The sequence below is a fragment of the Asanoa ishikariensis genome (assembly GCF_900107455.1).
GTDB lineage: Bacteria > Actinomycetota > Actinomycetes > Mycobacteriales > Micromonosporaceae > Asanoa > Asanoa ishikariensis.
The window spans coordinates 238,280-256,591 of record NZ_FNQB01000002.1; the positions used below are offsets into that span (position 1 = coordinate 238,280).

The 18,312-nt window shown below is 72.8% G+C and carries 15 protein-coding genes and 1 pseudogene; 3 read left to right on the plus strand and 13 right to left on the minus strand.

The features are described from left to right. Positions 1-5 precede the first annotated feature (5 nt). The gene (locus BLV39_RS44985; protein ID WP_143049772.1) at positions 6-2,942 is read right to left on the minus strand and encodes a transposase; all 2,937 of its coding nucleotides are present in this window, start codon (positions 2,940-2,942) and stop codon (positions 6-8) included. Between the two features lie 62 nt (positions 2,943-3,004). Beyond that, complete coding sequence (locus BLV39_RS15425) at positions 3,005-4,060, minus strand: DNA primase (protein WP_239083628.1); 1,056 nt, start codon at positions 4,058-4,060, stop codon at positions 3,005-3,007. Positions 4,061-4,204: 144 nt separating this feature from the next. Here BLV39_RS15425 and BLV39_RS15430 point away from each other — a divergent pair, with 144 nt between their 5' ends. Next, positions 4,205-4,531 (plus strand): PadR family transcriptional regulator, encoded by a 327-nt coding sequence (locus BLV39_RS15430; protein ID WP_090792135.1) that lies wholly within the window; start codon positions 4,205-4,207, stop codon positions 4,529-4,531. Here the strand turns inward: BLV39_RS15430 and BLV39_RS15435 are convergent. From BLV39_RS15435 to BLV39_RS15465, 7 genes and pseudogenes are all read right to left on the minus strand, one after another. After that, positions 4,500-5,183: a permease prefix domain 1-containing protein gene (locus tag BLV39_RS15435; RefSeq protein WP_090792138.1), complete on the minus strand. Its 684-nt coding sequence runs from the start codon at positions 5,181-5,183 to the stop codon at positions 4,500-4,502. The two genes, BLV39_RS15430 and BLV39_RS15435, sit on opposite strands and share 32 nt — an antisense overlap. 50 nt (positions 5,184-5,233) lie before the next feature. Continuing rightward, positions 5,234-6,910, minus strand: coding sequence for a thiol reductant ABC exporter subunit CydC (gene cydC / locus BLV39_RS15440; RefSeq protein WP_239083627.1), 1,677 nt, complete (start codon positions 6,908-6,910; stop codon positions 5,234-5,236). Between the two features lies 1 nt (position 6,911). Next, complete coding sequence (cydD, locus tag BLV39_RS15445) at positions 6,912-8,588, minus strand: thiol reductant ABC exporter subunit CydD (RefSeq protein ID WP_239083626.1); 1,677 nt, start codon at positions 8,586-8,588, stop codon at positions 6,912-6,914. Then, the gene (locus BLV39_RS15450; protein ID WP_090792146.1) at positions 8,585-9,583 is read right to left on the minus strand and encodes a cytochrome d ubiquinol oxidase subunit II; all 999 of its coding nucleotides are present in this window, start codon (positions 9,581-9,583) and stop codon (positions 8,585-8,587) included. The genes cydD and BLV39_RS15450 overlap by 4 nt, the downstream gene beginning before the upstream one ends. Positions 9,584-9,591: 8 nt before the next feature. Continuing rightward, positions 9,592-10,854, minus strand: a complete 1,263-nt coding sequence (locus BLV39_RS15455; protein ID WP_090792148.1) for a cytochrome ubiquinol oxidase subunit I — start codon at positions 10,852-10,854, stop codon at positions 9,592-9,594. Positions 10,855-10,985: 131 nt separating this feature from the next. After that, on the minus strand, positions 10,986-11,891 hold the full coding sequence (locus BLV39_RS15460) for a M56 family metallopeptidase (protein WP_090792151.1): 906 nt from the start codon (positions 11,889-11,891) through the stop codon (positions 10,986-10,988). Between the two features lie 21 nt (positions 11,892-11,912). Continuing rightward, positions 11,913-12,248 (minus strand): annotated as a pseudogene (locus BLV39_RS15465) (BlaI/MecI/CopY family transcriptional regulator); the annotation flags it as partial. Between the two features lie 91 nt (positions 12,249-12,339). On the opposite strand from BLV39_RS15465, the gene BLV39_RS15470 reads away from it, so the two are divergent. Next, positions 12,340-14,040, plus strand: a complete 1,701-nt coding sequence (locus BLV39_RS15470) for an Hsp70 family protein (protein ID WP_090792157.1) — start codon at positions 12,340-12,342, stop codon at positions 14,038-14,040. Here BLV39_RS15470 and BLV39_RS15475 read toward each other — a convergent pair. After that, positions 14,013-14,579, minus strand: coding sequence for a hypothetical protein (locus BLV39_RS15475; protein WP_090792161.1), 567 nt, complete (start codon positions 14,577-14,579; stop codon positions 14,013-14,015). The genes BLV39_RS15470 and BLV39_RS15475 overlap by 28 nt on opposite strands. Before the next feature lie 33 nt (positions 14,580-14,612). Then, complete coding sequence (locus BLV39_RS15480) at positions 14,613-15,365, minus strand: Rossmann-fold NAD(P)-binding domain-containing protein (RefSeq protein WP_143049773.1); 753 nt, start codon at positions 15,363-15,365, stop codon at positions 14,613-14,615. A gap of 47 nt (positions 15,366-15,412) precedes the next feature. On the opposite strand from BLV39_RS15480, the gene BLV39_RS15485 reads away from it, so the two are divergent. Further along, positions 15,413-15,790 (plus strand): winged helix-turn-helix transcriptional regulator, encoded by a 378-nt coding sequence (locus BLV39_RS15485; RefSeq protein WP_090792166.1) that lies wholly within the window; start codon positions 15,413-15,415, stop codon positions 15,788-15,790. Positions 15,791-16,066: 276 nt separating this feature from the next. Here BLV39_RS15485 and BLV39_RS15490 read toward each other — a convergent pair whose 3' ends face one another. Then, positions 16,067-16,888 (minus strand): aldehyde dehydrogenase family protein, encoded by an 822-nt coding sequence (locus BLV39_RS15490; protein WP_090792168.1) that lies wholly within the window; start codon positions 16,886-16,888, stop codon positions 16,067-16,069. Next, positions 16,881-18,311, minus strand: coding sequence for an aldehyde dehydrogenase family protein (locus BLV39_RS15495; RefSeq protein ID WP_090792170.1), 1,431 nt, complete (start codon positions 18,309-18,311; stop codon positions 16,881-16,883). Before BLV39_RS15495 ends, BLV39_RS15490 begins: the two co-directional genes overlap by 8 nt. Position 18,312 lies beyond the last annotated feature (1 nt).

Sequence of the window (18,312 nt, forward strand, 5' to 3'; positions counted from 1 at the left end):
GGAAGTCACGACCGGGCCGACCGGTACTCGTACTCCTGGCTTTCGTCGCGTCCACCGTGGTCACGGCTGAAGTCCCAGCCACCGGCCGCCTCACGACCCGGGCGACCGCCGACCGCGTAGCCGCCGATCTCCTGGCCGCGGCGCCAGCCACGGAAGTAGCCGGTGGTGTGCGCCGCGATGCTGGCGGCGTCCCGGACGATCCGCAGTGGCCGCTCGTCGCGCAACGGCGAGCCGGGCACCAGGTTGGCCTGCGGCACCCGCTTCGGCAGGCCCGACTGCGTCTCGAGGCCGATCGACGGCGAGGAGGCCTTCTCGGCCGCACGCCAGCCGTTGTCGGCGACCGACGCCCAGGCGAGGTCTTCGCTCTCGTCGGGGTGACCGGTGAACCACGCGGACCGGGCCGCCGCGAAGATCAGCAGGCCTTCGTCGCCCTCGTCGTTGGAGACCGGCGGTGCGCTGATGCCGATCGGGAGCTGCGGGTGGCTCCCGGTGTCGGTCGCGGTCTCCACCAGACGCAACGGAGGCGTCTCGTAGCGCGCGGCATAGTCGTCGCGGTTGCGCCGGTCGTCGCGACCGCGCGACCGGTTCTCTCGCGAGCTGTCATCGCGCAGCGCGCGGTCGGCCAGCGGCGGGGGCTCGACCAAGCGCAGGATCGGCGGCTCCGGCGGCATGTCGTCGGCCAGCCACGGCGGCGGCACCCGGTCGTCGCCGATGGACGAGTAGGTGGGCCGGTCGAGCTCGCTCGGCGGCAGGTCGCTCAGGTCCGGGAAGCCGTTGGCCCGCTCGTCCGTGGTGTTGTCGACGAGCGGCCAGTTGGCCCGCGCGCCCGGCTCAGGGCGCGGTGCGGGCACCGGAACGCTGAGGTCGGTGGCCTGGAACCCGGTGACCGGCGGCTCGGGCGGAGGCGGCGGTGTGGCGGCCGGGCGGCCGTTGGCCCGCGGCGGGATCACGGTCGGGCGCTTGCGCTCGGCGCGGGCCGAGTTGATCGCCGCGTTGGTCAGCGTCGCCCGGAACGGCTCGCCGGCCTCGGCCGGCGGCACGGTGGGCCGCTGCGCCGGGATCGGCGTCATGCCGGGCGGCGGTGGCGGCGCGGAGATGGGCTTGTTGACCGGGCTGGCCGACACCGGACGGCCGGGCAGCGGCACCCTGGTCGCGGCCGGCGAAAGCGGCGCGGCCGGCAGATGCGGAGCCGGCGGCAGGTGCGGAGCCGGCGGCAGGTGCGTCTCCGGCAGGTGCGGCGTGCCGGGCAGGCGCGGGGCACTGGGGAAGCGAGACGCGGCCGGCGACAGCGGTGCGGCAGGCGACAGCGGCGCGGCCGGCGACGGCAGGTGCGGCGTGCTCGGGAAGCGGGACGCGGCCGACGAGCCCTCTGCCGCGGTCGACCCGGTGCGCAAACGTGCCGCGGCCGGCACGTGCGGCGCGGCCGGTGACGACGGCGCGGCCGGCATGGGCGCCGGCGGCTGGAAGGTGGCCGGGGTCGGCGGGTCCGATAGCTGCGGCAAAGCGGTTTCGCCGGTGGGCTGGTAGAGGCTGGTGCCGTCGAAGCCGGTGGACCAGGCATGGCCGGGGTTGCGCGAGGGCATCGGAGTGCCACCGGCCGGCGTGGGCGCGTTGAGCGCCGCCGCGGGCGGCTCCGCCGAACGGGCGGCACTGCGGGACTCGGCCGAACGAGCCGGTGTGCGTGGCTCGCCCGAGCGGCTCGTGGTGCGCGGAGAGGCCGGGTGGCGCGGCGCGTTCGGCGGCCGCGACGGGCTGGCCGCGCGCTGCGGCTCGGCCGGTTGCGACGGCTCGGCGAACGGCGCGGAGGCCGTCGTGGACAGCGGAGTCGGTGCGGTCGGCGGCGGCGCCACGGGAGCGGGAGCGACCGGCGGGGTAGTCAGCGCGCGCGGCGTGGTGGTCGCCGCGGCGGGCTCCGGGCGATGCCGGCGGCCGGTGGTGCCGCGCTCGGGCAGCGGCAGCGGCAGCGCGTGCAGCCCGGCGGGTGTCGTCGTGGCCGGCTCGTTCGGCTCGTCCACCGCGGCACGGCGCATCGTCCGGCGCGGCACAGCGGTGAGCGGGGTCGTGCGGGCGGCCAGCGTGGCCACCAACGCCGCGCAGCCTTCGTCACACGAACGCACGGCGGCGACGGCCTGCCGCACGGCATCGGCGGAGGCGCTGGCGAGGCTCTTGTTGACGGTGCCGCGGCGCGGTGTCTCGGCGATGGCGACCCGCAGCGCGGTGATCGCCTCGGCGACGGTCGTCGCGTCGCCGACACCCTCGGCGGTCAGCCGTTTGGCGACGGCCTCGGCGGCCGGCGGCAGGTCACGGCCACGGGCTGCGGTGCCGGAGACCAGGCCGGGCTCGGGCAGCGCGTCGAGGACCGCGAGGGTCAGCGGCGCGGCCGGGTCGGAATAGGCGCGCAGGGCGGCGGGATAAAGCTCGCGGAGCACCTCCCGCAGGGTCGCCGCGGCGGAGTGCCGGCCGCCGGCGAGCGCGGAGTGCGCGGCCAGGATCGGCCGGTAGGGGACGAGGTCACGGGACACCGGAAGGCCGACGGCGAAGATGGCACCCGCCTGCAGCGCACGGGCCAGCCCGACCGCGCGACGCTCGGCCGCGGAGGACTCCATCTCCTCTATCGACTCGTCGTCGGCGAACCGCTCGGCGAAGTCGTCGACCGCGTCGTCGTCGGCGATGGCCAGGGGGCGACCGGCCGCGCTGAGCAGCGAAGTCACCTCGTGGTCGTCGCTGTCGGCGGCGATCGCGGCGGAGCCTGGGCCGTTGGCCCGCTCGGCGAGCAAGGCGCCAAGCTGGGCGTAACCCGCCGGGTCGTCGGTGATCTCGCAGACGTCGAGCAACCGCCCGGCGTCGTCAACAACAGCAGCCGTCAGGCCGGTCCCGGCAACAGCCGGCCGACCCGTCGATTCCGCCGATGCGAGACCGCAGTACACCCGCACGAGCGCCACGTTGTCGTCCTCCTCCCCGGGCACATCTCGTGTGCCAAGGACTGATGGTCCCTGGTTAGGGGTCAGTCGCGCCAGTCCACAGCGGCAGAGATCTTGCCGATAATCGTGCGCCAGCCCAAACTTGCGGTTTGTGCCCCGATTTTCCGGAGTCGTCGGCGTGCCATGAAGCCGCTGATTCCGCCGTTGACCACGCCACGCAGTGCTTCGTCGAGGTCGTCGAGGCTGTTACCAGGTGACAGCATGTCGAGTACCGAGGGCAGGCGCAACGCGTACGACAGGTCGCGCGCGACCTCGCCGGCCTCGATGATGAGCGGCGGGTCCCAACTGTCGTGGCCGCCACGCAGGTTCTCCACCACGAGGTCGAGCTCGTAGGAGTCCTCGTCGAGCGGGGCGATGTTGACCGGCTCGACCCGTTCGGCCAGGGTCGCCCAGTTGTCGACCTGAGCGAGGTCGTGCGGCGCGCCGGAACGGATGAAGCTGACCAGGCCCTCGGCGCTGCGGAACAGCAGGAGCTTGCCGCGGTGGGTGAGGAAGACGGGGACCTCTTCGGACTCCTCTTCTTCCTCTTCCTCCTCGACTGCCTCGTCCTCGGCGTCAGCGTCGGCCTCGGCGGTCTCGTCCGCGTCCTCGTCGGCCGCGTCGTCGTCCTCGTCGCGGGCCTTGCGGCGCTCTTCCTTGCCGGCCGCCTCGGCCTGCTCGGCAAGCTCCTCGTCGGTGAAGAGGTCGGCGTCGTCTTCCTCTTCGTCCTGACGGGCGCGCGCGGCGAAAAGGTCGTCCTCTTCGCGGTCCGACGTGTCGGTCGGCGTCAGCTCGGTGGACATCCGGTACGCGCGCAGCGTGAAGCCGGTGCCCGCGGGCAGCGCGATCTCGACGGGGTCGATCCGCAGCTCATCCCAGAATGCGCGCTGGTCCTCGGGGTCGACGCCGTCGTCGGCTTCGTCCGCCTCATCGGCGTCTTCGGTGTCGATCGGCTCGTCGATCGCCTCGACCGGCTCGGTCGTCGCAGCCGGCTCGGGCGCCGCGGGCGCGTCGCCTTCGGCGGTGGTCGCCTCGACCTCGGCCGCTGGCTCGTCCTGGGACGGCGACTTGGCCTTGGACCGGTTGGACTGGCGCGCCACGCTGACCTCCGGGAGTGGTGTGTTTCGGGCGTGCGATGGTGACTTCGCGCACGAACACCTTAGTGTGCGCCCGTCGGGTCCGGCGCCCGCACCCCGGGTGGTGATCCTGGCGTCGCCGCGTCCTTACGAGTAGCCTTCCTACCTATGAAGGCGCAGGCGCTGCACGGCCATCTCGACGCGCTGCTGCTCTCGGTGCTCGAGGGCGGTCCCTTGCACGGCTACGCCGTGATCGAGGCGCTCAAGGCCCGCAGCGGCGGCTCGCTCAACCTGCCCACCGGGACCGTCTATCCGGCGCTGCGCAGGCTGGAGCGGGCCGGTTTCGTCGACAGCACCTGGAGCACGGTCAACGGTCGCGAGCGCCGCACCTACGAGCTCACCGGCTCGGGCCGCGGCGCGCTGGCCGGCGAGCGGGCCAGTTGGACCGAGTTCAGCTCGACGGTCAGCCGATTCCTCGGCGCGGAACCGACCTGACGGCCGTCGCGGCCGCCCGGGCGATCCAGCCGGCCGCGACCGTCATCACGACGCCGCCGACGATCATCGGTGGCCAGGTGAGCGCGCCGGTCCACATGTCCGCGGACCAGCCGAACAGCGCCAGCGCGCCGGCCCCGAGCAGGGTGAGCACCGCGACCAGGCCGGCCATCGCACCGCGGAGCAGGCGGGCCGGCACCGCGTGGCCGCGGCGGGTGGCCAACCACAGTGCGACGCTGCCGAGCACGGCGACGCCGATCGCGACCCGAGCGAGCCAGTCGACACTGTCCGACAGCAGGAGGTAGGCCGCCGGTGGCCGCGGGCCCGACCAGGGCGCGCCCTGCCACATCAGGTCGCTGCAGAAGGCCGACACGGCGAACACGGCGATGACGCGCAACCCGAACACGCGAGCGGCCGAGGCGGCGAGCTCCGCCTGGAACGCGGGCGCCACCTCGTCGACCCCGCCGAACTCGGCGATCGCCTGGCGTTGCGCCGCGGCCGCCGGCTGGCCGGCCGCCCGCAGGTCCCGCACCGCGTCGTCGAGCCCGTCGCGGGCCTCGGCCAGCATCCGCCGCTTGAGGCCGCGTGGCCCGGAAAGGGCGCCGTCGAGCCGCCGGATGTGCTCGTCGACGAGGTTGGCGTAGCCGGACTGCATGGCACCCACCCTCGCACCAGGCCGCCCCGAAACGCCTCCGGTGGTTGCCCCTAAGTGGCGATCGCGAGGTAGCCCTGCTGGGTCGACCACTGGTCCCGGTACCAGCCCGGCCGGGCGACCAGGTCCGCGTGGCGACCGCGTTGCACCACCCGCCCGGCGTCCAGCACCAGGATCTCGTCGAAGCCGTCGAGCCCGTTGAGTCGATGGGTGACGAGGACGATCGCGCCCGGGGTGGCGGCGAGCACGGCGGCCAGCACCGCGTCGGCGGCGCCGGGGTCGAGCCCTTCGGTCGGCTCGTCGAGCACCAGCACCTCGGGGCGCAGCAGGAGCGCCCGGGTCAGCGCGAGCCGCTGCCGTTGGCCGCCGGAGAGCTGACCGCCATCCTCGCCGACCTCTGTCTCCCAGCCGACCGGCTGGTTCTGGACCCAGTCGAGGAAGCCGGCGGCGGCGGCCGCCGCCGCGAGGTCGTCGTCGCTCGCGTCGGGCCGGGCGAGCAGCAGGTTGTCGCGCACCGGGGCGTGGAACACGTGCGCGTCCGCGAACAGGCCGCCCACCCGGTGCGGGTCACCCGCACCGACCACCGTGCCGCTGTCGGGCCGGACCGCGCCGGCCAGCACGGCCAGCAACGTGCTCTTGCCCGCACCGCTCGGCCCGACGACGGCCACCCGCCGCCCGGCCGGCAGCCGCAGCGTGACGTCGCGCAGCGCGGGCGCCGCGCCGGACCGGTAGGTGACCGACACGGCGTCGAGACCGGGCGTCCCGGTGACGGCCGCGACGCCGGCGTCAGGGGACGGGTCGGCCAGCAGAACGGAGACCCGGGACAGGGCGGTGCCGAGCTGGGTCCGCTGGCGGGCGGCGCCGACGAGCGCCAGGGCCGACTCGACCGCGGCGATGGTGCCGACGGCGAGCACGCCAACCAGCGTTCCGGACGTGCCGGCGTGCAGCGCGGTGAGCACCACCGCGGCCGCGGTGGCGCCGGCGAGCAGCACCCCGGCCCCGTCGACGGCCCAGCCGACCAACGCCAGCCGCCGCTCCAGCCGGGCGAGCTCGGCGGCCCGCCCCGCGGCCTTGGCCAGCGCCGCGTCGGTCGCGCCGAACGCGGCCAGGTCGGCCGCGCCGGCGGTCAGGTCGACCGCGTCGACGGCCAGTGCGCCACGCAGCGGCGCCACCTCGGCGGCCGTGCGTCGCGTCAGCGCCGACGCCAGCCACGGCAGGAGCACACCGGCGAGCAGCAGCCCGGCGGCCAGCGGCAGGGCGGCCGGCGGGCTGAGCAGCCCGGCGCCGAGCACCGCCAGCGCCGCGACCAGGCCGGCGGCGGCACCCGGGACGAGCACCCGGAGCAGCAGGTCCTGCACCGCGTCGACATCGGACACCAGCCGGCTGAGCGCGTCGCCGGAGCGGTCGGTGGCCCGCGTGGGGCGGCTGGACAGGGTTGCGAAGATTCGGGCCCGGACCTCGGTGATGATCCGGAGAACCGCGTCGTGGCCGGCCAGCCGTTCGGTGTAGCGCAGCACGCCGCGCGCGATCGCGAGCGTCCGGACCGCCACGATCGCCACGGTCAGCGCGGCGACCGGTGGTTGTCCGGCGGCCGTGATCAGCAGCCAGGTGGCGGTGGCCATCAGGGCCAGCCCGGCCAACTCGGTGCCCGCGGCCAGCAGCCCGGCACCGACCAGCCGGCTCAGCCAGGGCCGGGCGATGCGGAGTACGACGCGTTCGGCGGCGGTCACGTCAACCACCGACCCCGGTCGGCAGGGCGGGCGCCGGGCGTAGAAGCTCGGTCACCACGCCGTCCTCGACCCGCAGCACCCGGTCGGCGACCGCGAGCAGCGCCGGCCGGTGCGCCACGAAGACGCCGGTGCGCCCGGCGAGCAGGTTGATCGTCGCCTCGACCACGGCCGCCTCGGACGCCGCGTCGAGCCGTGCGGTCGGCTCGTCGAGGAGCACCAACGACGCCTGGTCCCGCAGGAACGCCCGGGCCAGCGCGATCCGCTGCCGTTGGCCGCTCGACAGCCCGTACCCCCGCTCGCCCAGCGTGGTCTGCCAGCCCTCGGGCAGCGCGTCGACCACCTCGTCGAGCGCCGCGGCGGCGGCCGCCCGGGCGAGGTCGGCGTCGGCCGGTGCGCCGAGCCGGACGTTGTCGGCCACGGTCCCCGCGAACAGGTGCGCGCGTTGCGGCACCCAGGCCACGGTCCGGCGCCAGGCGTCGAGGTCGGCGGCGGCCAGGTCGACGCCGGACACCAGCACCTGGCCGGTGGTCGGGCGCACGAAGCCGAGCAGCAGGCCGAGCAGCGTGCTCTTGCCCGCGCCGGACGGACCGACGATGGCCACCCGCTCGCCCGGCGCGATGGTCAAGGTGACGTCGCGCAGAGCGGTCGTCCGCTCGTACTCGACGGTCACGCCGGACAACACGATCGGCCCGGGCCGCGCCACCGCCGTGCCCACTACCGGCGCCGGCTCGGGAGGAAGCGCGGAGAGCGCCTCGTCCAGGGCGGTCAGCCCTTCGAGGCTCGCGTGGAACTTGCTGCCGGCGGCGCGCAGCGGCAGGTACGCCTCCGGGGTCAGCAGCAGCACGAGGAGCGCGACCTCCAGCGTCATGCCGCCGGACAGCAGCCGCAGCCCCACCGGCACCGCGACCAGGGCCACCGAGATGGTCGCCACCAGCTCCAGCACCAGGGCGGACAGGAACGCGATGCGCAGCGTCCGCATGGTGGCCGCCCGGTGTGCGTCGGCCATCCGGCGGACCACGTCGACCTGCGCCTGGGCCCGGCCGAACGCGCGCAGCGTGGGCAGCCCGCTGAGCATGTCGAGGAAGTGGCCGCCGAGCCGGGACAGGCGCCGCCACTGTCGCTCGGTGGCGACCTGGGCCTGCCAGCCGACCAGCGCGCCGAAGATCGGGATCAGCGGGATGGTCACCGCGACGATCAACGCCGAGGTCCAGTCGGCGAACACCAGCCGGGCGAGGACGGCGATCGGGATCGTGACGCCGAGCACGAGTTGCGGCAGGTAGCCGGTGAAGTAGGCGTCCAGCCCGTCGAGGCCACGGCCGGCCAGCGTCGCGAGCGAGCCACCGCGCTGGCTGGCGAGCCAGGCCGGGTCGCGGCGAGTGACCGAGCCGAGCAGCTCGACCCGCAGCGCCTGCTTGACCGCGGCGGCGCTCCAGGCGGTGACCGCCCCCTGTGCCCAGGCGAGACCGGCGCGGGCGGCGACCAGGCCGACGAAGAGACCGAGCGCGGTGCGGTCGAGCTGGCCACCGGCGGCCGCGGCGAGCACCGCCGCCAACGCGGTGGCCTGGAGCACGACGACGACCGCGGTCGCCACACCGCACAATCCGAGCACGGCGAAGTGGCGCCGGGTGGCAGGCACCCGTCGCAACAGTCGCGGGTCGAACGGTCGGCGGCGGCTCACCAGTAGACCGGGGCCTTGCCGTCGATCCGCCCGCGGAAAACCCACCAGGACATCGCCTGGAAGCCTATAAGCACCGGAACGAACGGCACCGCCACCCAGGCGAGGAGCCGCAACGTCGCAGGTGCGGCGGCTGCCTCGGCCACGGTCAGCGTCGCCGCGGGGTCGACCGTCGACACCAGCGCGGCCGGGTAGCGACCCATCCCGACCAGCAGCACCGGTGCCAGCAGGGCCACCGAGCTCGCGACGAATGCCCAGCCTGCCCGACGCGGTGCCAGGAGACGCGCCGCGAGCAGGGCAAAGGCCATGAGCAGCAGGGGTACGAGCACGCGCGGGTGCACCGCCGCCCGGACCTCCGCCGACAGCGATCCGAGCAGCGTGGCGAGCCCGACGGCGCCGAGCGCGACCGGCACGAGCCGCCGCACGAGGTCGGCCCGGGCCGTTGCCTGCCCCGCCGGCATCCGCAGCGACAGGAAAGTGGCGCCCTGCACTGCGACGAGGGTCACCAGTGTGATCGCGGTCGCGGCGACGAACGGGGTCGCGAGATGGCCGATGCCGGCGACGTGCCCGGAGGCGTCCAGCGGCAGTCCCTGGAGCAGCCCGCCGAGCACCGCACCCCAGCCGAGGGCGGCGAGTGCGCTGCCGGCCACCACCACCCGGTCCCACCGCGCCCGGGACGCCGGCTCTGCCGGGCGGCCGCGTAGCTGCACGCCGACGGTCACCAGGAGCACGCCGACCAGCGCCGCGACCACCGCCGGGTAGTAGCCGGACAGCAGCTCACCCTCCAGCCGAGGGAACGCGCCGAACAGGATGCCGAGGGACGCGACCAGCCAGACCTCGTTGCCGAGGAAGAACGGGCCAACCGCCGTGAGCGCGGCCCGCCGCTGCGCGTCGCCCCGGATGCCGGACAGCAACAGCCCGACGCCGTAGTCGTAGCCGCCGAGCACCAGGTAACCGGCGAAGACCAGCCCGAGGGCCGCGTACCAGGCGAGTTCCATCCCATCTCCTATCGGGCCAGGGCCGGCTCGGGCCGGCGCTCGTCGTCTTCGGCGGTGACGTCGGCCAGGGAGCGGCCGAGTGCGGGGTCGGCGGTGCCTCGGGCGGCCCGCTTGGCGATCAGCACCCAGTTGGTGACGGCGAGGGTCAGCAGCAGTGCGGTGAAGCCGAGGAAGGACGCCAGCACCACACCGCCGCTGATCGGGCTGACGGCGTCTTCGACCTTGAGCAGCCCGTACGCCGCCCAGGGTTGCCGGCCGCCCTCGCGGGTGAGCCAGCCGAGGATCGCGGCGACGAACGGCAGCGGCAGACAGAGGCCGACGATGACGAGCGGGAACTTCAGCCGGACGATCCAGTCGCGGTAGAAGAGCGGCAGCATCACGAAGGACCAGGCCAGCGTGAAGCCGATCAGGATCATGAAGCCGAGGCTGACGTTGGCGTACGCCGGTGGCAGGTAGTCGCCCGGTCCGAACCGCGCGGTGAAGTCGGCGACCGCCTGCGCCTTGGCCGCGTCGTCGCCGAACTTGGTCGGCTGCACCGGGCCGACGGCGCCGAACTGCGCGAAGCCGAAGCCCATCAGCGGTACGCCGGCGACGGTCACCGTGACGAGGCCGATCCACAGCGACTTGCGCAGCAGCTCGTAGTCGGGGCTGCGGCGCAGCATGAGCCAGGCGCTGATGCTCGCGAGCACCATCCCGCCCGTCAGCAGCGCGGCGGACGTCACGTGGCCGAGCGCCATCGTGAAGGTCGGGTTGGTCAGCAGCGCGGTGAAGTCGGTGAGGTGGGCGATCCCGTCGCGGACCTCGTAGCCGACCGGGTGCTGCAGCCAGGCGTTGGCGGCCATGATGAAGAACGCCGAGAGGTACGCCGTGATCGCCACGCCGTAGAGCAGTGCCAGGTGCGCGCCGCGGCGCAGCCGGTGCCAGCCGAAGATCCACATGCCGAGCAGGGTCGACTCGAGGAAGAACGCGAGCAGGGTCTCCAGCGCGATCGGCGCGCCGAACACGTTGCCGGTGTAGCGCGACAGACCGCTCCAGTTCAGGCCGAACTGGAACTCCATCACGATGCCGGTCGCGATGCCGAGCACGTAGTTGATCAAGTAGATGGTGCCCCAGAAGCGGACCATCCGCTCGTAGACGGGCTTGCGGGTGATGAACGCGGCGGTCTGGAGGTAGACCAGCAGCGTCACCAGCCCGAGCGTCACGAGGACGAACAGGAAGTGGATCGAGGTCGTCGTGGCGAACTGCAGACGGGCGAGCGGCAAGGGGTCCATGACCAAGCCCCTCCGAGGGGATAGTGAGGTTCGCTTGTTATAGCGACTCTACACGTAGCATCCCTACCTATTAGTCCTACGGCTTGTAGTAGTCATGGATATGACTCTACTACAAGCGGTCGTAGACGTGCTCAGGAGAGGAAGAGCGCGACCGGCAGCGCGGCCAGTGCGGTGGTGCTCGCCAGGGCGACCAGGGCCGCCAGCGGCGTGGGGCCGAGCGGTGCGCGGAGCCGGCGTACCCGGGCGACGATGTCGTGATCGGCGGCGGCGAGCATGCCCGCGGGGGTGACCCGCGACGGCGCGGTCGCGAACCGGGCCAGCGCGGCCGCCAGCAACTCGTCGGTGTGCAGGCGGCGGGCCCGGTCGTCGGCGCGCATCTCGACCAGCAGCGCGACGGCGGCCATGGCGCGGACCATCCAGCTCACCCCGGGCAGCGCGCGGACCAGCGCGGAGAACGGGAGCAGGACGAGGTCGTGCCGCTCCTTGGCGTGTGCGTGCTCGTGGCTGAGCACCGCCGCGAGCTCGTCGCGGGGGAGCAGGCTGAGCGCGCCGGCACTGATCACGACGCGCGGGCGCAGCCCAGGCACGCAGTAGGCCGCGGCGCTCGGGTGGTCGAGCACCAGCGCGCCGGGTGCGGCCGGATCGGCGCGGGCGACCAGGGCGAGCAGGTCACGCTGGCGCTGGCGGGCCTTGGCGGCGTGCCGGAGGCTGGCGCCGGTCGACCAGAACAGCACGACGCCGATGCCGAGCCCGACGCTGATCAGCGCGAGGTGGCCGACGCCGAGCTCGGCTGGGAGTCGGCCGCCGGCGAGGTCGTTCACCAGGATCCGGAAGGCGGTGCCCGGCGGACGGCCGTAGGGAGCCAGGCCCAAGGAGATCGGGATGCCGATCGCGGACAGGCCGACCGCCAGACCGATGCCCTGCCAGCAGAGGATCGCGACCGTCGGACTGGTCGCCGGCCAGCGGGACTTGAGCATCACCCAGGCCACCAGATAGCAGCCCAGCACCGCCGCGCCGAAGTGTGCGGTGTAGAACATCGGTCAAGCCTTGTCTTTGTCCAGAGCGGCGCGGAGCACCTCGGCCTCGTCGCCGGTCACCGACCGGGCGAACCGCACGAGCGCCGCGTCTTTCTCCCCGGCCATCTCGAGAGCATCGAGCATGAGCTGCGCGATGTACGCGTCGCGACCGGCGACCGGCTGGTAGCTCCAGGCCCGGCCGGTGCGCTCACGCCCGACCATGCCCTTGCCGGCGAGCCGGTCGAGCACCGTCATTACGGTGGTGTACGCCAGGTCACGCCCGTCGAGCGCATCGACGACTTCGCGAACCGTGGCCGGGCCGGACCGATCCCAGAGGACGTCCATCACCGCCCGCTCGAGATCTCCCAACCGCGTCACGCGTCGATCCTACCCTGTGTAGTAGCCCACCGTGATGGTGCGGCGGTCACGTCGGAGATCATCGATCGCACCGATCAACTACGTTGTCCCCGTGGCTGGCGACGGCGTGCGGTTGGGCATCGACTACGGCACGTCCAACACCGTCGCGGTGTTGGTCCAGGCGGGCCGGGAGCCACGGACCGTGCTGTTCGACGGTTCGCCGCTGCTGCCCAGCGGAGTCTGCGTGGACGGCACGGGCCGGCTGCTGGTCGGCCGGGACGCGTGGCACACCGCGTTGTCGGTGCCGGCCGCGTTCGAGCCCTTTCCCAAACAGCGCATCGGTGACGGAGCCGTCCTGCTCGGCGACCGGGAGGTGCCGGTCGGGGAGCTGATCGCCGCCACGCTGTCGCGGGTGGGCCAGGAGGCGTCCCGGATCGCGGGCTCGCCGGTTACCTCGGTGACGCTGAGCTTCCCGGCGGCTTGGGGCACGCAGCGGCGGCGCGTGCTGTCGGAGGCCGCGGAACAGGTGTTCCCGGTGGTCGAGCTGGTCGCGGAGCCGGTGGCGGCGGCCAAGTTGTTCGCGGGTGTGGCCGGCCAGGCGGTGCCGGTCGGGCGGTCCGCGGTCGTCTACGACTTCGGCGCCGGAACGTTCGACGTGTCCGTGGTCCGCCGTGGGCCGGCCGGTTTCGAGGTCCTGGCCAGCGAGGGGCGCGCCGACTGCGGCGGGCTGGATCTCGACGCCGCCATCGTGCGCCGGCTGGGTTCGACCGTCGGGCTGTTGTCCCCGGAGATCTGGTCGCGGCTGGTCGACCCGTCGTCGACCGCCGACCGCCGGGCCAGTCGGCAGCTATGGGAGAACGCGCGTACGGCCAAGGAGATGTTGTCGCGGGCCACGTCCGCACTTCTGCACGTGCCGTTGCTCGACACCGACGTGACGCTCGGCCGGGAAGAGCTCGACGAGCTGACCGCGCCGCTGCTGGCCTCGACCGTCGAGGCGACCCACGCGGCGATCTCTTCGGCCGGGATCGTCGCGGCGGATCTGGCGGCCATCTATCTCACCGGCGGGTCCAGCCGGATGCCGGCGGTCAGCACGGCGCTGCACCGAGCCTTCGCGGTCGTGCCTCTCCTGGTGGAGCAGCCGGAACTGGTGGTGGCCGAGGGCAGCGTGCGCGCGATCGAGGCTGCCCCTGCTGTCCCGTCGGTGGTCGTGCGCGCGCCGTCGCGTACCCGCCGGGTCGCTTTGCTTTCCGGCCTGGTGGTGTTGATGGCCGCGGGGGCGGTCGCCGTGGTGCCGTTGTTGGGCTCGGGCGGTGCTGGCTCCGACCGCACCGTCGGGGCGCCATCGCCGTCGCCGTCCCTCTCGGCTTCGCCGGTGCGGTCGACTTCACCCACGCCGGCCGCACTGGTCGACCCGTGTGTGGTGGGCCGTTGGCGGTCAACCAGCGGCAAGCGAACCTTGAAGATCGACGGCAGCTCGACGATCTTCAGCGGCGGGACCGGTGTCGTCATGACGTACAGGCCGGACGGGCGCCTGACGGTCGTCTGGAAGAACGCGACCTGGACGGCGACCGTCAAAGGTACGAAGTGGACGGAGCGCATCAACGGCACGGTGACCGCCAACGTGTATCACGCGGGCCGGCAGGAATACGTCACTGGCAGCGACGGCAAGGGCGAGGTCGTGCTCTACCGGGGCGGCAGCCGGAACAGCTCCGTCGACCTGGACCTGGTCCCCGGACACGACCCGTACCTCTGCGTCGGCAACTCCCTGCGCTTCGTCGGCGACGACTACTCCTCGGAGTGGGTCAGGCTCTGATCGTCCGTGGGCGGGTCGAAGGTCTCGACCGTCTGCCGGTAGTCGGCGTGCCCACTCTCGGGGTTGATCAGCACCACGAAGTCCGGCAGCGCGCCCATTTTCGGGGCACCGTCGTCGTCCTGCTGACCCGGTTCGGCCGTCCAGTCGATGAGTGCGACGGTCGCCTGCCAGCGGCCCGGTTCCAGCGAGATGCGCAGACCGATGTCCGGATCGTCGCCGACGTGCTCGATCCCGCTGATGACAGCGCCCGCCGTGGCGACGAACAGATAGGGCTCCGACGTGACGATGAGGTACTTGCGCTCGCGCTCGGTCAACTCCGCCGGCGCGGACATGGAACCGACCCGGGCGACGAACTGGTAGGCACCGTCGCCGCCGATATTGATCGGGACGAACGCCCCGATGGCGATGTGCCGGACGATGTCCTCGTCCTCCAGCAGCGCGGCCTCCCAGGTCTCGTAGTCCACGACGTCGTGGAACGACGTCGGTGACCACAGCCCGAACAGACCCGCGTCGGTGGCCAGGGCCTCGGTGATATCCACGTGTTTTCCGCCTTCCGGGTAGCGCCCCGGAAGCTACACCCGGGCGGCCAGGTCCGTGAGGACGGCCTCGAGGCGTTCTGCGGTGCCGGGATCGAACTCGCTGCGGTCCAGGGACACCGGCTTCCCGCGGCGCAGCGCGGTCAGGGGCGCATCCGGCGGATCGGCGAGCAGGCCGGCCAGCGGTTCGGCGGCATTGTCCACTGTGGTCCCGAACGTCGCCGCGGCGGCGCCCACCAGCGTGCGCAGCGGTTGTCTGAGCTGCCGGTGCATGCCGCTGTTGACGAGCAGCGGGTTGTAGAGGACGTAACGGATGCGACTTTCCCGGGCCGCGAAGGCGACGCCGAGCAGGTCGTTGGCCCGTGCGCCCTGCATGGTCGCCTTGAACATCGTGTAGCCGTGTCTGAGTTGAAGGTCGTCCCAGTGGATCCGGCCGGCCCTGATCCCGCCTGTACCGCTCAGGTTGAGCACCACCGGGGTCGATGCCGCCTTTGCCAACGCGGGCCGCAGCCCTTCGGTCAGCAGGTAGCGGCTCAGCACGCCGATCGCGAACGTCTGCTCCAGGCCTTCGGCCGTGACCACGCGCCGCTGGTCGAAGCGGCCGGCCGCGAGCACCAGCGCGTCGATCCGATCGGGCAGCCGGCTGATCAGCTCCGTTGTCTGGCGTACTGATGTCAGGTCGGCGTCTTCGCTGCCGAGCGCGAGGACCTGGTCGCCCGCCTGTCGTAGCCGGGCCGCGAGAGCCCCGCCGATGCCACGTGTCCCGCCCGCGATAACCACTGTGCGCATACTCGATCCTGGGCATCATCCGGGGTCGTCGGAAAGAAGGCACATTGATGTCACCGCTACTGCCGCTCCCCGTGACCGACTCCGACCGCACCACCTGCGCCGCGACGGATGTGCTGCGCCGGGTAGGGGAGAAATGGAGCGTGCTGGTCCTGGCTTTGCTGCGCGAGCGCCCGTACGGCTTCAACGAGCTAGATCGCGCCATCCACGGCCTGAGCCGGCGAATCCTGACCCGCACACTGCGGACCTTGGAGAGCGACGGCCTGGTGAGCCGCAGCGAGACTCCGCAACGGGTGGAGTACGCCCTGACCGACCTCGGCCGATCGTTGTTGCCCCTGGTGATCGCGATCGGCGAGTGGGCGGTGACCCACGCCCCCGAGATCAACGCCGCCCGCGCACGCGCGGTTTCTGTCGGTGGCAGCCGGTAGTTTCCGCCTGACCCGGGAGGTGGTTGTGGTGGGAGCCAAGGACTGGATCGTCTTCTACGCGGACGTCGAGGTGGCGCCGCCTCTTGTCAGGCTTCGACTACGCCGCCTACGAACCAGACGGCGACCACGACCAGCCGGCCACCGCGCGGGCAGGCTGCCGCCCGAAGCGCCGCAATAGTGGGCCGCCGTGGTGCGGCGGCCTGAAGAGCAAACGCGTCCGGGTGCGGCGGCCCTGTTCGTCGGGCCGCCGCACCCGGACGCGGCGATGCGGACCGGTCAGATGCCCTTCGGGTGCCAGACGGTCTTGGTTTCCAGGAAGGCCGTCATGCGGGTCAGGCCTGGGTCGTCGGACCAGTTGGGGGTCGACGCGGCCGGGCGGATGACGCGCTTGAGGTTGCCTGCGGCGGCTTCTTCCAGCGACGTGGCCAGGGTCTGGTCGGTGACGCCGGCCAGGTCGATGGCGTTTACATCCATGTGGGCGGCCAGCCACGGCGCGGTTTCGGCCGGGTCGCCCGTCAGGATGTTGACGACGCCGCCGGGTAGGTCGGAGGTGGCCAGGACCTCGGCGAGCGTCACCGCGGCCAAGGGGGCGTCGTGCGCGGTCAGGGCGACCACCGTGTTGCCGGTGACGATGGCCGGGGCGATGACGCTGACCAGGCCGAGGAACGACGGCGGGGTGACCAGGCCGACCACGCCGGTCGGCTCGGGCGACGACAGGTTGAAGTAGGGGCCGGCGACCGGGTTGGCGCCGCCGTAGACCTGGCTGATCTTGTCGGACCAGCCCGCGTACCAGACCCAGCGGTCGATCGCCTCGTCGACCTCGGCGGCGGGCAGGCCCAGGCCGATGAACTGGTCGCGGCGGCCTTCGAGCATCTCGGCCACGCGGTAGAGGATCTGGCCGCGGTTGTAGGCGGTCGCGCCCGACCAGCCCTTCACCGCGGCACGGGCGGCGACGACCGCGTCGCGGACGTCCTTGCGGGAGGCCAGGGCCACGTTGGCGTCCTGTGCGATGTAGGAGCGGCCGGACTCGCTGCGCGGGAACTTGCCGCCGATGAACAGTTTGTAGGTCTTGCGGACCGCCACGCGTGCGTCAGACATCGAGGTATGCCTCCAGCCCGTGGCGGCCGCCTTCGCGACCGTAGCCGGACTCCTTGTAGCCGCCGAACGGCGAAGTCGGGTCGAACTTGTTGAACGTGTTGGCCCAGACCACGCCGGCGCGCAGCCGGTCGGCCATCCAGAGGATCCGGGAGCCCTTGTCGGTCCAGACACCCGCGGACAGGCCGTAAGGCGTGTTGTTGGCCTTCTCGACCGCCTCAGCCGGCGTGCGGAAGGTCAGCACCGACAGCACCGGACCGAAGATCTCCTCGCGGGCGATGCGGTGGGCCTGGGTGACGCCGGTGAAGATGGTCGGCGCGAACCAGAAGCCGTTCTCGGGCAGGTCGCACGGCGGCGACCAGCGCTCGGCGCCCTCTTCGCCGCCGATGTCGGACAGCGTGCGGATCCGCTCGAGCTGCGCGGCCGAGTTGATCGCGCCGATGTCGGTGTTCTTGTCGAGCGGGTCACCGACCCGCAGCCGGGCCATCCGCCGCTTGAGCGAGGCGAGCACGGGCTCGTAGACCGACTCCTGGACCAGCAGCCGTGAACCCGCACAGCACACGTGGCCCTGGTTGAAGAAGATGCCGTTGACGATGCCCTCGACGGCCTGGTCGATGGGCGCGTCTTCGAAGACCACGTTGGCGGCCTTGCCGCCGAGCTCGAGCGTGACCTTCTTTCGCGAGCCGGCCACCGAACGGGCGATCGCCTTGCCGACGTCGGTCGAGCCGGTGAACGCGATCTTGTCGACGCCGGCGTGCTCGACCAGCGCGCGGCCGGTCTCGCCGGCGCCGGTGACGATGTTGACCACGCCCGGCGGCAGGTCGGCCTGCTGGCAGATCTCGGCGAAGAGCAGCGCGGTCAGCGGCGTGGTCTCCGCCGGCTTGAGGACCACGGTGTTGCCGGCCGCGAGCGCCGGCGCGATCTTCCACGCGAGCATGAGCAGCGGGAAGTTCCACGGGATGACCTGGGCGGCGACGCCCAGCGGGCGCGGCGCCGGGCCGAACCCGGCGTGCGACAGCTTGTCGGCCCAGCCGGCGTAGTAGAAGAAATGCGCCGCGACCAGCGGGATGTCGACGTCACGGGACTCGCGGATCGGCTTGCCGTTGTCGAGCGACTCCAGGACGGCCAGCTCGCGGCCGCGCTCCTGGATGATGCGGGCGATCCGGTAGAGGTATTTGGCGCGGTCGCGACCCGGCATCCGGGACCAGACCTTGTCGTAGGCCTTCCGGGCCGCCGCGACCGCACGGTCGACGTCGGCGGGACCGGCCTCGGCGACCTCCGAGAGCACCTCTTCGGAGGCGGGGTTGATCGTCTTGAAGTACGCACCGTCGGCGGGGTCGACGAAGGCGCCGTCGACAAACAGGCCGTAGGACGGCTTGATGTCGACGACCGCGCGGGATTCGGGGGCGGGGGCGTATTCGAACATC

What these genes read in the sequence shown, in the direction of transcription:
- BLV39_RS15430 (WP_090792135.1), top strand. Translation starts at nt 4,205, where the DNA reads ATGAAGGCGCAGGCGCTGCACGGCCATCTCGACGCGCTGCTGCTCTCG.
- BLV39_RS15450 (WP_090792146.1), bottom strand. Translation starts at nt 9,583, where the DNA reads ATGGAACTCGCCTGGTACGCGGCCCTCGGGCTGGTCTTCGCCGGTTAC.
- BLV39_RS15495 (WP_090792170.1), bottom strand. Translation starts at nt 18,311, where the DNA reads ATGTTCGAATACGCCCCCGCCCCCGAATCCCGCGCGGTCGTCGACATC.
- BLV39_RS15435 (WP_090792138.1), bottom strand. Translation starts at nt 5,183, where the DNA reads ATGCAGTCCGGCTACGCCAACCTCGTCGACGAGCACATCCGGCGGCTC.
- BLV39_RS15490 (WP_090792168.1), bottom strand. Translation starts at nt 16,888, where the DNA reads ATGTCTGACGCACGCGTGGCGGTCCGCAAGACCTACAAACTGTTCATC.
- BLV39_RS15460 (WP_090792151.1), bottom strand. Translation starts at nt 11,891, where the DNA reads ATGTTCTACACCGCACACTTCGGCGCGGCGGTGCTGGGCTGCTATCTG.
- BLV39_RS15480 (WP_143049773.1), bottom strand. Translation starts at nt 15,365, where the DNA reads ATGCGCACAGTGGTTATCGCGGGCGGGACACGTGGCATCGGCGGGGCT.
- BLV39_RS15485 (WP_090792166.1), top strand. Translation starts at nt 15,413, where the DNA reads ATGTCACCGCTACTGCCGCTCCCCGTGACCGACTCCGACCGCACCACC.
- BLV39_RS15455 (WP_090792148.1), bottom strand. Translation starts at nt 10,854, where the DNA reads ATGGACCCCTTGCCGCTCGCCCGTCTGCAGTTCGCCACGACGACCTCG.